At 65.0% G+C, this 11,707-nt stretch carries 13 protein-coding genes, 1 tRNA gene and 1 pseudogene; 10 read left to right on the top strand and 5 right to left on the bottom strand.

All coding sequences use genetic code 11. From position 1 onward, the window contains the following. Nucleotides 1-24: 24 nt before the first annotated feature. From AC1DRE_RS14250 to AC1DRE_RS14235, 4 genes are all read right to left on the bottom strand, one after another. Complete coding sequence (locus tag AC1DRE_RS14250; RefSeq protein WP_476985210.1) at nucleotides 25-1,050, bottom strand: 6-phosphofructokinase; 1,026 nt, start codon at nucleotides 1,048-1,050, stop codon at nucleotides 25-27. A gap of 171 nt (nucleotides 1,051-1,221) precedes the next feature. Then, entirely contained in the window at nucleotides 1,222-1,479 is a 258-nt protein-coding gene (locus AC1DRE_RS14245) for a PspC domain-containing protein (protein WP_214953752.1), read from the bottom strand. A 3-nt stretch (nucleotides 1,480-1,482) separates the two neighbouring features. Next, the gene (locus tag AC1DRE_RS14240) at nucleotides 1,483-1,797 is read right to left on the bottom strand and encodes a hypothetical protein (RefSeq protein WP_476985209.1); all 315 of its coding nucleotides are present in this window, start codon (nucleotides 1,795-1,797) and stop codon (nucleotides 1,483-1,485) included. Between the two features lies 1 nt (nucleotide 1,798). Continuing rightward, nucleotides 1,799-3,385 carry a PspC domain-containing protein gene (locus AC1DRE_RS14235; protein ID WP_476985208.1) on the bottom strand — a complete coding sequence of 529 codons (1,587 nt, stop codon included), beginning with the start codon at nucleotides 3,383-3,385 and terminating at the stop codon, nucleotides 1,799-1,801. Nucleotides 3,386-3,509: 124 nt separating this feature from the next. On the opposite strand from AC1DRE_RS14235, the gene AC1DRE_RS14230 reads away from it, so the two are divergent. Continuing rightward, nucleotides 3,510-4,976, top strand: a complete 1,467-nt coding sequence (locus tag AC1DRE_RS14230; protein ID WP_476985207.1) for an ATP-binding protein — start codon at nucleotides 3,510-3,512, stop codon at nucleotides 4,974-4,976. 50 nt (nucleotides 4,977-5,026) lie between these two features. Then, nucleotides 5,027-5,659 (top strand): LuxR C-terminal-related transcriptional regulator, encoded by a 633-nt coding sequence (locus AC1DRE_RS14225; protein WP_476985248.1) that lies wholly within the window; start codon nucleotides 5,027-5,029, stop codon nucleotides 5,657-5,659. A gap of 115 nt (nucleotides 5,660-5,774) precedes the next feature. Here the strand turns inward: AC1DRE_RS14225 and AC1DRE_RS14220 are convergent, their stop codons facing one another. Next, the gene (locus AC1DRE_RS14220) at nucleotides 5,775-6,992 is read right to left on the bottom strand and encodes a pyridoxal phosphate-dependent aminotransferase (protein WP_476985206.1); all 1,218 of its coding nucleotides are present in this window, start codon (nucleotides 6,990-6,992) and stop codon (nucleotides 5,775-5,777) included. Nucleotides 6,993-7,267: 275 nt separating this feature from the next. On the opposite strand from AC1DRE_RS14220, the gene AC1DRE_RS14215 reads away from it, so the two are divergent. The 8 genes and pseudogenes from AC1DRE_RS14215 to AC1DRE_RS14180 all read left to right on the top strand — a co-directional run bounded on the left by AC1DRE_RS14215 (nucleotide 7,268) and on the right by AC1DRE_RS14180 (nucleotide 11,673). Continuing rightward, nucleotides 7,268-7,340 (top strand) — tRNA-Trp (locus tag AC1DRE_RS14215). A gap of 81 nt (nucleotides 7,341-7,421) precedes the next feature. Then, nucleotides 7,422-7,706, top strand: coding sequence for a preprotein translocase subunit SecE (gene secE, locus AC1DRE_RS14210; protein ID WP_476985247.1), 285 nt, complete (start codon nucleotides 7,422-7,424; stop codon nucleotides 7,704-7,706). A 116-nt stretch (nucleotides 7,707-7,822) separates the two neighbouring features. Next, nucleotides 7,823-8,617, top strand: coding sequence for a transcription termination/antitermination protein NusG (gene nusG / locus AC1DRE_RS14205; protein WP_476985205.1), 795 nt, complete (start codon nucleotides 7,823-7,825; stop codon nucleotides 8,615-8,617). A gap of 131 nt (nucleotides 8,618-8,748) precedes the next feature. Beyond that, complete coding sequence (gene rplK, locus AC1DRE_RS14200; RefSeq protein ID WP_476985204.1) at nucleotides 8,749-9,180, top strand: 50S ribosomal protein L11; 432 nt, start codon at nucleotides 8,749-8,751, stop codon at nucleotides 9,178-9,180. A 184-nt stretch (nucleotides 9,181-9,364) separates the two neighbouring features. After that, complete coding sequence (gene rplA / locus AC1DRE_RS14195; RefSeq protein WP_104172017.1) at nucleotides 9,365-10,072, top strand: 50S ribosomal protein L1; 708 nt, start codon at nucleotides 9,365-9,367, stop codon at nucleotides 10,070-10,072. 109 nt (nucleotides 10,073-10,181) lie between these two features. After that, the gene (locus AC1DRE_RS14190; RefSeq protein ID WP_476985203.1) at nucleotides 10,182-10,304 is read left to right on the top strand and encodes a hypothetical protein; all 123 of its coding nucleotides are present in this window, start codon (nucleotides 10,182-10,184) and stop codon (nucleotides 10,302-10,304) included. Continuing rightward, nucleotides 10,277-10,552, top strand: a pseudogene (locus AC1DRE_RS14185) (GNAT family N-acetyltransferase); the annotation flags it as partial. The gene AC1DRE_RS14190 and the pseudogene AC1DRE_RS14185, both read left to right, overlap by 28 nt. 8 nt (nucleotides 10,553-10,560) lie before the next feature. Further along, nucleotides 10,561-11,673, top strand: coding sequence for a GNAT family N-acetyltransferase (locus tag AC1DRE_RS14180; protein WP_476985202.1), 1,113 nt, complete (start codon nucleotides 10,561-10,563; stop codon nucleotides 11,671-11,673). Nucleotides 11,674-11,707: the final 34 nt, after the last annotated feature.

Genomic DNA, 11,707 nt, shown 5'->3' with positions numbered 1-11,707 from the left:
AGTGTCCGTTCGCGCCGAAGCGGCCTAGCCGAAGAGGACGGCGGCCTCGTCGTAGCGGTCCTGCGGGACACACTTGAGGTTGCCCAGGGCGGCGTCGAAGCCCACGTGGACGATGTCGGTGCCGTGGAGCGACACCATGGTGCCCCAACGCTGGTCCACCACGGAGTCGATGGCGGCCATGCCCAGGCGCGTTGCCAGCACACGGTCGAACGCCGACGGGACGCCGCCGCGCTGGATGTGGCCAAGGACGGTTGCGCGTGTCTCGATGCCGGTCCGTGCCTCGAGTTCCGGGGCCAGCATCTCGGCGATGCCGCCCAGACGCGGGCGGCCGAAGGTGTCCATTCCGCGCTCGGAGTGCGGCGTTTCCTGGCCCTCGGGCACAAAGCCCTCGGCCACAACCACCAGGGGTGCGCGGCCACGGGCGTGGGCTTCCTGCACCCACTCGGTGATCTGGTCCATGGAGGCTTTCTGCTCCGGAATGAGGATTGCGTGGGCGCCCGAGGCCATGCCGGCGTGCAGCGCAATCCAGCCCACGTGACGGCCCATGACCTCGGCGATCATGCAGCGGTGGTGCGATTCGCCCGTGGTGCGGAGCCGGTCGATGGCTTCGGTGGCGATCTGGACGGCGGTGTCGAAGCCGAAGGTGTAGTCGGTGGCGTCAAGGTCGTTGTCCACGGTCTTGGGAACACCGACGATCTTCAGGCCGGCGTCCGTCAGCCGCTTGGCTGCGGCCAGCGTTCCTTCGCCGCCGATGGCGATGATCGCGTCAATACCGAGCCGGTCCATGTGGCCCTTGATGACCTCGGGGCCGCCGCCATTTTCGAACGGGTTGGTCCGCGACGTTCCGAGGATGGTGCCGCCCTGCTTCGCGATGCCGCGGACCATGGTGCGGGGAATGTCAATGACATCGCCCTCGACGACGCCGCGCCAGCCGTCGAGGAATCCTACGAATTCGTGGCCGTGGATGGCGATCCCTTTGAGGACGGCGCCGCGGATGACGGCGTTCAGTCCGGGGCAGTCGCCGCCGCTGGTGAGAATTCCAATTTTCATGTCTCGGCTCAAATCCTGGTGTGAGGGTGTACAGGCAGAGCGCCACGCTGAGCTCACCCTAGATTCTAGTGGTGAGTGTGGGTTACGACACAAACCGGTTACAAACGGCGCCGTTTCATGGCAGACGAAAGGCCCCCGCTCCGGGGAGCGGGGGCCTGCGGGACCAAGAGGTCAGGATCCGTTGATTGATCTTTTGTCGAGGAATGACTGGAGGATGATGGCGTTCCGCTGGTCCGGGAGGATCAGCCATGCCGCCAGGTAGAACACGAAGGCCGGACCCGGCAGGAGGCTCAGGAGCAGGAACGCGATCCGGACGAAGGCGACGTCCACATTGAGTTTGGCTGCGATGCCACCGCACACGCCTCCCAGCCACCGCTGCGGTCCGCGCTTCAGGCCAAAGCCCCTGACGATGCTGAAGAACTTATCCATGCCTCAAGACTTCCCTGTTGTGGATTGTTTGTCACGTCCGCGGGCGGAAAGGAGCCCGCCCACTACCAGGGCGGCGCCGGCACCGATCATCAGGCCGATGAGCACGTAGGTTCCGTTCAGCGCCACAATGCCGAGCTGGCCGATGATGATCAGCGCGGCCAGGGCGAGGACGATAAGGCCCCAGACCACTGTGCCCACCCGGGCCGGTGAGGGTCCGCCGTGCCTTGCTCCTGTGCCGTGTGCCGGTTCTGCGGGTGAAGCCTTTGCCTGCGCTTTTGCCTGCGGCGCGGTGTCCGGAGCAGGTTCGTAGCTGCTCATGTCAGTTTCCTTCCTGGATGGTGATGTTGCTCATAGTGCCGTCGATCTCAAGGACGAGGGCGGCGCCCGGTTTGTCGGTGTTGTAGTTGCTCTGCTGGTTCGTCATGCCCCCGTGGTTCTGCGAACCGTCATTGAGGTTCCCCAGGGTCATGTCCGCCCGGATTTCCACCGGAACCGTGTCCGGGATGATCACCGTCAGGTTGCTGGCCGTGACGTCCATGGGAATTACGACGTCGGTGCCCAGCGGCGGTGTCAGGCTCAGCTGCGTCAGGTCAGCGGTGCCGGTGCCGCCGGTGATGTCAAAGCCTTCCCTTGCCTGCTCGATGCTGACAGGGTTCCAGTTGGCGTTCTGGAAGCGGAACCGGTCACCGTTGGGTACCACGTTGAAGATGCCGCCGATGATGAGTGCCACTACGGCAAAGAACCCGAGGATTCCCGAGGTCCTGCCCCTGAGGCCCGCGATCAGGATGCCGAGCCCCAGGACGGCAGCACCGCTGGCCCACACCACCGCGTTCGTGGCGTCCCCCAGGTGGGTGATGTTGAGGGCCTCAAGGGCCTTGATGCCGCCGCCCACCAGGAGGGCAAGGCCGGCCGTCACTGCGACAGCCGGGGCGCCCGGGCCCACGTTCGGAGCCTTTGGCGCGGGAGCGGACGGGCCGCCGTAGCCGCCATAGGGCTGGTTGGGGCCATAAGGAGGATTCGGCCCCGAGGGCCCGAAATTGCCGGGTGCGGGGGTGGTTGGATCCGCGTAGGGGCCGTAACCGCGTGAGCCGGGAGCGCCGCCGTCGTACGAGCCGTCGCCGTAGGGGGTGCTGGCGTAGGGGCCCGCGTAGGGACCGGTTGCAGATGGCGCGCCTGCCGCCGGGGACGGTGTGCCTTCCGGCGACCTGGCCGCGAAGGCGGTTCCGCCGGCTGCTGCTGCGCCGGCTGCGGCGCTGGTGTTCATGATGGGTGTTCCGTTTCGGGTCTTGTCGCGCTGCGAGAGGTAGTAGACGAGGTAGATGGCCCCTGCGATCCAGAAGGCCGTCCAGAGGAAGCCGCCGAAGCCGTTACGCTCCCAGCCCCAGAATCCGCCGCCCAGGCTGGGGAAGCCGATCACCGTGGTGATGAGGGCGCCGGTCATGCCTGTTGACCATCGGCCTGCGCCTGCTTCCTGGACGTGGATGCGGCCGTCTGGTTCGGGGAGGAGTGCCCAGGCAACGCCGTACAGCAGCACGCCGATGCCAGCGAAAATCGTGAGGACAATGAAGACGCCGCGCACGATCAGCGGATCGACGCCCAGCCGGTGTGCGATTCCGCTGGCGACGCCGCCGATCCAGCGGTCCGGCCCGCGCTGGATCCCGTGTCCCCGGACCCAGTTGAAGAAGTTCTGGGGTTGGGACTGCGGGTAGCCGTAGGGGCCGTTCGCGGACTGGGCGTCCGGGAATTGCGCATTCGGGTAGAGCGGGGGTGCCGGCAGGGGGCCGTCGGTGCCGTCACCGATTGAGGTGGCGTCGTCGGATGTGCCTTGCGCTGGGTCGGCGGAACCGGAATCGGGACGGCCCGACGGCAGCGGATCTTCATCTGGGTTTGCATTGTGCGAGTTCATACTTCGATCCTGCCGTCCGCAGCGGCCGCGCTCTATTGGGGAACACCCTGAGCTTCCCCTGAGTGACCCCCGGTTCATGCCGAGATCAGGCGTGACGAACCCTGATCCGTGTTTGGATTGACACATGACAACGGCCATTTCCCGCCCTCCGCTGGTCCGCAGCAGCGACCGCGTTATCGCAGGCGTCTGCGCGGGCCTCGCCGCACATCTGGGCTGGCCGGTGCGGACGGTCCGGATCGGCATGGTGGTGGCCGCGCTCGCGGGTGGTGCAGGGCTGGCTTTTTACGCGTGGCTCTGGATCATGGTCCCCACAGCGGACGAGAACGCGAAGCGGAACGCGCGTCGCCCGGCGTCGCCCATTGCCCCGGCCGTCAGTGCACCGGGGCCGCTGCCGGTGCCGGCGGACTTCGTTGCCGCACCATTCGCTGCAGCACCATTTTTAGCCGGAGTCACCTACCCCCACGCGTCAGGATCACCCGGCACGCCACCCGTGCCCGGCACGCCGGGGCAGGGCTCCCCGGGGCAGGGCTCGCCAGGATGGCAGCCGGGCCCGCCGTCCGCGTCCGGCTCTGCCCCTGGGACGGCCGGTTCGCCATGGTTCCGCTTCCGGCGCATGCCGTACGGCAAGGAAATCCTGCTGGGCGCCGGCCTCTTGCTGGCAGGTGGAATCCTGACCGCACGGATGCTGGGTGTTGACGTTCCGCTGGGGACCCTCATCCCCGCCGCGGCCATCCTTGGCGGGGCCGCCATCGCCTGGATGCAGCTGGATGAAACCCGCCGGGCCGGGCTCCTCGACAAGACCAAGGCGGACCAGGCCGGGGGCTGGGCCCGGCTCGGCGCCGGGCTGGCCCTGGTGGTCGCCGGCGTGCTGGTGATGGTGTCTGGCTCCGGCTCCTGGGAGCAGACCTGGCTGGCGCTCCTGGCCTCCGTTGCCGTCCTCGGCGGGGTGGCCCTGGTGCTGCTCCCGTGGGGCCTGAAGTTCTGGCGGGACCTTGAAACCGAACGTGCAGGCAGGGTCCGGGCCACGGAGCGGGCCGAGATCGCGGCGCACCTGCACGACTCCGTCCTGCAGACGCTCGCGCTGATCCAGCGACGCGCCGGCAACGAACACGACGTCGTGCGGCTGGCCCGTGCGCAGGAGCGGGAGCTGCGGGGCTGGCTGTACCGGGACCCCGGCAAGGAGGCCGGGCAGCTTTCGGAGCGCATCAAGGCTGCCGCGGCGGAAGTCGAGGACTCCCTGGGGAACGCCGTGGACGTGGTCAGCGTGGGGGACACCGCCATGACCGAGCGGCACGAAGCCCTGGTACAGGCCAGCCGTGAAGCCATGGTGAACGCATCCCGCCACGGCGGCGGCACCGTGTCGGTCTACCTGGAGGTTGCCGACGGCGGTGTGGAAATTTTCGTCAAGGACCGCGGGCCCGGCTTCGACCCGCAGTCGGTTCCTGCCGACCGCATGGGGGTCCGGGAATCGATCATCGGGCGGATGAAACGCCACGGCGGCACAGCCGTCATCAGCAGCAGTGCGGACGGTACGGAAGTGCGGCTCAGGCTGCCTTCGGACGCCGCGGACAACGGAGAGGGAAAGTCGTGAACAACATCGACACAGCGGGCGCGGATGCAGGGGGTGCCCGGGCGATCCGCGTGGTCATCGTGGACGACCACGCCATCTTCCGGTCGGGACTCAAGGCCGACCTGGACGCCCGGATCACCGTCGTAGGCGAAGCCGGAACTGTGGAGCAGGCCATCGCCGTGATCGCACAGACACGGCCCGAGGTAGTGCTGCTGGACGTGCACCTGCCCGGGGGCCTCGGCGGGGGAGGGCGGGAAGTGATCGCCGGCTCGGCGGCCCTGCTGTCCAGCATCCGGTTCCTCGCCCTGAGTGTCTCGGACGCCGCGGAAGACGTCGTTTCGGTCATCCGCGCCGGGGCCCGGGGGTATGTCACCAAGAGCATCTCCGGCACCGAAATCACCGACGCAGTGCTGCGGGTGGCCGGTGGTGATGCCGTATTTTCGCCGCGGCTGGCCGGGTTCGTCCTGGACGCATTCGGCACCGCTCCGGCGGATATCGCCGACGACGAACTGGACCGGCTCTCCGCCCGTGAGCTGGAGGTCATGCGGCTGATCGCAAGGGGCTACAGCTACAAGGAAGTGGCCAAGGAGCTCTTCATCTCCATTAAGACCGTGGAAACCCACGTCTCCGCCGTACTCCGCAAACTCCAGCTTTCCAGCCGGCATGAACTGACCAAATGGGCGGCCGAGCGCCGGCTCCTCTAGCCCACCCCGGACGCTCTCTCACTTCCTGCCGCTTAAACCCGAATGCTCTCTCACCCGGACCAGTTCAGGGTGAGAGAGCATTCGGGTTTTTCCTGCGAAAAATGCGGGAGCGTGCCTACTTGGCCTTGCCGAGGAAGCCCTGCAGCCGGGCCACGCCGGTGGCGAGGTCATCGTCGCCAAGCGCGTAGGAGAGACGCAGGTAGCCGGAAGGGCCAAAGGCCTCGCCCGGAACAACCGCAACTTCAACCTCGTCCAGGATGAGCGCCGCCAGCTCGGCGGAAGTCTGCGGGCGGGCGGTTCCGTTCGCCGTCTCAAACTCCTTGCCCAGCAGTCCGCGGACGTCCGCGTAGACGTAGAAGGCCCCGGTCGGCGTCGGGCATTCCACGCCGTCGATCGCGTTCAGGCCGGCGACAATCGCCTTGCGGCGCCGGTCGAAAGCCACCTTCATCTCATCCACGGCGGTGAGCGGGCCCGAGACGGCCGCGAGGGCAGCAATCTGCATGATGTTGGAGACGTTGGAAGTGGCGTGCGACTGCAGGTTGGTGGCCGCCTTGATCACGTCCGCCGGACCGATCATCCATCCCACCCGCCAGCCGGTCATGGCGTAGGTCTTGGCAACGCCGTTGAGGATAACCACCTTGTCGCCGAGTTCAGGCACCGCCGTGGCAATGGAGGTGAAGGGAACGCCGTCGTAGGTCAGGTGTTCGTAGATTTCGTCCGTGACCACCCAGAGGCCCTTGGAAGCCGCCCAGAGGCCGATTTCCCGGACCTGTTCGGGCGAGTAGACGGAGCCGGTGGGGTTCGACGGCGAGACGAACAGCAGGATCTTGGTGCGCTCGGTGAGGGCGGCTTCAAGCTGCTCGACGGTGACCAGGTATTCCTGCTCGGGTCCGGCGAAAACTTCAACCGGCACGCCGCCGGCCAGGCGGATGGCCTCCGGGTATGTGGTCCAGAACGGGGTGGGGACAATGACTTCGTCGCCCGGGTCTACCAGCGTGGCAAAGGTGTTGTACACGGCCTGCTTGCCGCCGTTGGTCACTAAAACTTGGGATGCCTCGGCCTTGTAGCCGGAGTCCCGGAGAGTCTTCGCGGCAATGGCCTGCTTGAGCTCCGGCAGGCCTCCGGCGGGGGAGTAGCGGTGGTACTTCGGCTGGCTGGCGGCCTCAATGGCGGCCTGCACGATGTAGCCGGGCGTCGGGAAGTCGGGTTCCCCGGCGCCGAAGCCGATGACCGGCCGTCCGGCTGCCTTGAGTGCCTTGGCCTTGGCATCAACGGCAAGGGTGGCGGATTCGGCGATAGCGGAAATGCGTTGGGAAACGCGGGCGGCAGGCATGGCGGGGTCCATTCTTCGCTTGCAGCTCGATGGCTGGTTGTGGGATTCGACGAGATCTACTCTATGCTGTTCAGCGGATCGTTCAGCGTGGCGGCCAGGAATGTGACCGTGTCCCGGTCTGCGGCTCCCGGCAGCGGCAACGAAGGTCCAAAATGAGGCTGGTTCGACGTAAGCGCAGTTGTTGCGTAGACTAGTTCTCCGGTGTTGAAAACACGATGATGGCCTGCGCCCCGTGAAGTTTTCGGGAAGTATGGTGTGATTGGTTTTCGATCCATAGGGTAGTGGCGCAATTGGTAGCGCAGCGGTCTCCAAAACCGCAGGTTGCAGGTTCGAGTCCTGTCTGCCCTGCGCAAGCGGTTCCGGCGGTGAGCCGGAGCCAGCGCAGCAACCATGGTTCAGTTCAGAGCCGGGTATCCGACATTTGCGAGGATAAGTGAGGACCAGGTGACCGAAACGGCTGCAAGCAGCTCCAAGGGCCGCCCCGCCAAGAATGCCGCTAAGGCAGGCTTCTTCGCTCGCATCGCACTCTTCGTCCGCCAGGTCATCGGCGAACTGAAGAAGGTCGTAGCACCCACCCGCAAGGAACTGATCAACTACACGCTCGTGGTGCTGGTGTTCGTGGTCATCATGATGCTCATCGTTACCGTCCTGGACCTGGCGTTCGGGACCGGAGTGAGCTGGGTCTTCGGCGGCACAGGCCCCACGGACCGCTAAGGCGATCCGTCCGCAGACTGCGTGGAATGCTCCGGGAAATCCGGAAGCATTCACGGGGTGTGCGGAATTGAGCCATTTAAATAGGCATGTTTAGCAATGAGGAAGCAGGAGACCAAGTGTCTGAGCAGGAGCTCGAGGTAACTGAGACTGAGCTGGATGATAACCAGGACGCCGTGGCGGTAGCCGGGGAAGAGTCCGAGGTTGAGTCTGCTGCGCCCGATTCCATCGACGATTCCTCTGAAGCCGACGCTGACGCCGACGCTGGCGATGAAGAGGCCGACGCACTGGCAGCCGCGGCCGCCAAGGCTGAGGTTGATCCGGCCGAGGAATTCAAGGCCAAGCTGCGTCGCCAGGAAGGCGACTGGTACGTCATCCACTCCTACGCCGGTTACGAAAACCGCGTCAAGGCCAACCTTGAAACCCGCATCCAGACCCTGGACATGGAAGATTACATCTTCGAAATCCAGGTTCCCATGGAAGAAGTCGTGGAGATCAAGAACGCCCAGCGCAAGGTCATCAACCGCGTCCGCATTCCCGGCTACGTCCTGGTCCGCATGGACCTGACGGATGCCTCGTGGGGCGCCGTTCGCCACACCCCCGGTGTCACCGGCTTCGTGGGCAACGCCCACAACCCCGTGCCGCTGCGTCTGGACGAGGTCTTCTCCATGCTGGCCCCGGTCTTCGAAGAAGAGCAGGCAGAGAAGGGCAAGCCCGTCAAGCACGCGGCCGCCCAGATCGACGTTGACTTTGAAGTCGGCGAGTCCGTCATCGTCAAGGAAGGGCCGTTCGAGACCCTCCCCGCCACGATCTCCGAGATCAAGATCGAATCCCAGACCCTCGTGGTTCTGGTATCCATCTTCGAACGCGAGACGCCGGTCACCCTGGCGTTCAACCAGGTCTCCAAGATCTAGCACAACCCACAGAATTCGCTCCGTGGCTGCCCGCTTAGCAGCTACGACGCGGCCGGTCGCCTCGCCATGGCGGCCACCAACCTGAGGCACGCTCCTGTGTCCCAGGACGAAATTGAGAGAAGGACCCTACATTGGCTCCCAAGAAGAAGGTCACCGGCCTCATCAAGCTGCAGATCCAGGCAGGCGCCGCTAACCCGGCCCCGCCGATCGGTCCTGCGCTTGGCCAGCACGGTGTCAACATCATGGAATTCTGCAAGGCGTACAACGCTGCGACGGAAACCCAGCGCGGCAACGTTATTCCTGTTGAAATCACGGTCTACGAAGACCGCTCGTTCACGTTCATCACCAAGACCCCGCCGGCTGCAGAGCTCATCAAAAAGGCTGCAGGCGTCGCCAAGGGTTCAGCTACCCCGCACACCGTCAAGGTTGCCAAGCTGACCCAGGCCCAGGTCAACGAGATCGCCACCACCAAGATGGAAGACCTCAACGCCACGAGCCTCGAAGGCGCAGCGAAGATCATCGCCGGTACCGCCCGCTCCATGGGTATCACCGTCGAGGGTTAATTCCCCACCGCTGATGCGGCGCTGGAAATCGGACACATAAGTAACCGATGACGACGCCGGACAGCACCGCCGGGCGACCGGCACCACTGAAACATTGAAATGTCAGGATTCCGCACCGGGATGCTGACTGTGGCAGGGCCCAGCGCGGTCCGCAGACCACAACTGCACAAGGAGAATAAGCAGCATGGCAAAGCGCAGCAAAGCATATGAGGCAGCCGCCGCCAAGATCGACGCGGAGAAGTTCTACGCGCCGTTCGAGGCAGTGACGCTCGCCAAGGACACCAACCCGTCCAAGTTCGACGCCACCGTTGAGGTCGCTTTCCGCCTGGGTGTAGACCCGCGTAAGGCCGACCAGATGGTCCGCGGCACCGTTAACCTGCCGCACGGCACCGGTAAGGTTGCCCGCGTCCTCGTCTTCGCAACGGGCGACAAGGCAGAAGCAGCAATCGCTGCCGGCGCCGACTTCGTTGGTTCCGATGACCTGATCGAAAAGATCGCAGCCGGCTGGACCGACTTCGACGCCGCCGTCGCCACCCCTGACCTCATGGGCAAGGTTGGCCGCCTCGGTAAGGTCCTGGGTCCGCGTAACCTGATGCCGAACCCGAAGACCGGCACCGTGACCGCTGACGTCGCCAAGGCTGTCAACGACATCAAGGGTGGCAAGATCGACTTCCGCGTCGACAAGCACTCCAACCTGCACTTCATCATCGGCAAGGTTTCGTTTGACGCCCTCAAGCTGGCCGAGAACTACGCAGCAGCACTGGAAGAGGTCCTTCGCCTGAAGCCGTCCGCTTCCAAGGGCCGCTACATCCAGAAGGCCACCGTGGCAACCACGTTTGGCCCGGGCATCTCGGTTGACCCTAACGTCACCAAGGTCCTGACCGAGGTCTAATCCTCACCAGGCTCGTAGCAAAGACCGTCCCGCATCTGCGGGGCGGTCTTTCTGCTTTTCCCCTTCTGGTCCCGTTTGCTGGGGTTTCCACGGCAGTTAGGCTGTCCCCGTGACTGCAGCGCCGTACCTTATAGAACCCCTCGTCCTGCCCGCGTCCCTCGATGCCCCTGATGCCGGAGAGTTCCTGGAGTTCGGCGAACTGGTGGCCGACTGGCGGCCTACACGGTGCTGAGCTAACGGCCGGAGCGGCCCGGTACGCTGATCCAGGAGGACACGCTGGTGGCAGGACCGCGCCGCGGCCACCGCCTGGGCATGCTGGCCAAGATCGCAAACTTCCGGCGCGCCCAGGAGGTCTGCCCTGCCGCCGGGTCTGTCATTACGTGGAATGCCAGCGAAAACCGGCATATGCTGGCGATAAATATTTCGCTTGGATTCAAGCCCGCTGGCTTTGAAGGTGAGTGGCAGAAACGACTGGAATGACGCCCTTTATGGCTCAAGACGTACGGATCGAACAACTCTGGATTCCCGATTCCCTGGACGGGCCCGACAGCGCCGATTTCCTGGCCGCCGTCGAAGTTGGCCGCAAAGTGCGGATGCAGACGTGGGGGAGCGATGACCTCGCCTACACCCCCCTTGAAAAGCTCCTCGAACTTGCCGACCCCTACGAACGCCAAGTCATCCTCGTTGCAAAGATCGACGGCGACATAGTGGGCGCGGTGGATATTGCCCTGCCCCTGGCAGACAACCTCGACCTGGCTGAGTTCACGCTGGATATCCTGCCGGAGTTCCAGCGCCAGGGCGTCGGACGCCAGCTGTTGGAGGCTGCAGAGCAGTTTGCCCGTGGCGAAGGCCGGACCATGATCCTGATCGACACCAATCATCCCGGCGTCTCGCTGAACAGCGACATCGACGACCAGCTGGTCCCCGGCTCAGGCCAGGGTTTTGTGCCGCTGGGTAGCCGGGAAGTGGAGTTTGCCCGCAAGACGGGCTACACCCTGCAGCACATCGAGCAGTTCAGCTCGTGCCTGCTGCCGTTGGACAGCAAGCTGGTCGCGGAGCTGGAGGACGAAGCCGAGCAGGCCAATGCGGGCCGCTACCGGCTCCATCATTGGACGGACAGGTGTCCGGACCAATGGCTTGATGCCGTCGCCGCGCTGGAAAACCAGGCAGGTGAGGACACTACACCGTCGTCGAGGACCGAAGAGCAGCTGGTGTTCGACGGCGCCATGATCAGGGAAGCTGAAGAGGCCACCATCGCGCAGGGACGGCGCACGGTGGTCACCGCCGTCGAACACCTCGCCACCGGAATGCTGGTGGGGCTGACCACCATCAGCGTGCTGTCCCAGCGGCAGGACGTGGTGTTCCAGGATGACACGGTGGTGATGCAGGAACACCGGGGCAACAAGCTGGGCCTGCTGATCAAGGTGGCCAACATGGAACGCCTTACGGAACAGTTCCCCGATGCCAGGGTCATCTACACGTGGAACGCCCCGGAGAACCGGTATTTGCTTAAGGTGAACCAGCAGCTGGGTTTCACCACTGCAGGTGTCACGGGAATCTGGCAGAAGGACCTCCCGGACTTCGGGCCGAGCAGCAGCTGAGCGGCGCTGGGCAGCAGCCTCACCTCCCGCATGG

This window comes from Arthrobacter sp. P4_H3, assembly GCF_056400885.1.
Note: the sequence above shows the minus strand (reverse complement) of the source record. Positions and strands in the feature narration are given on the sequence as shown.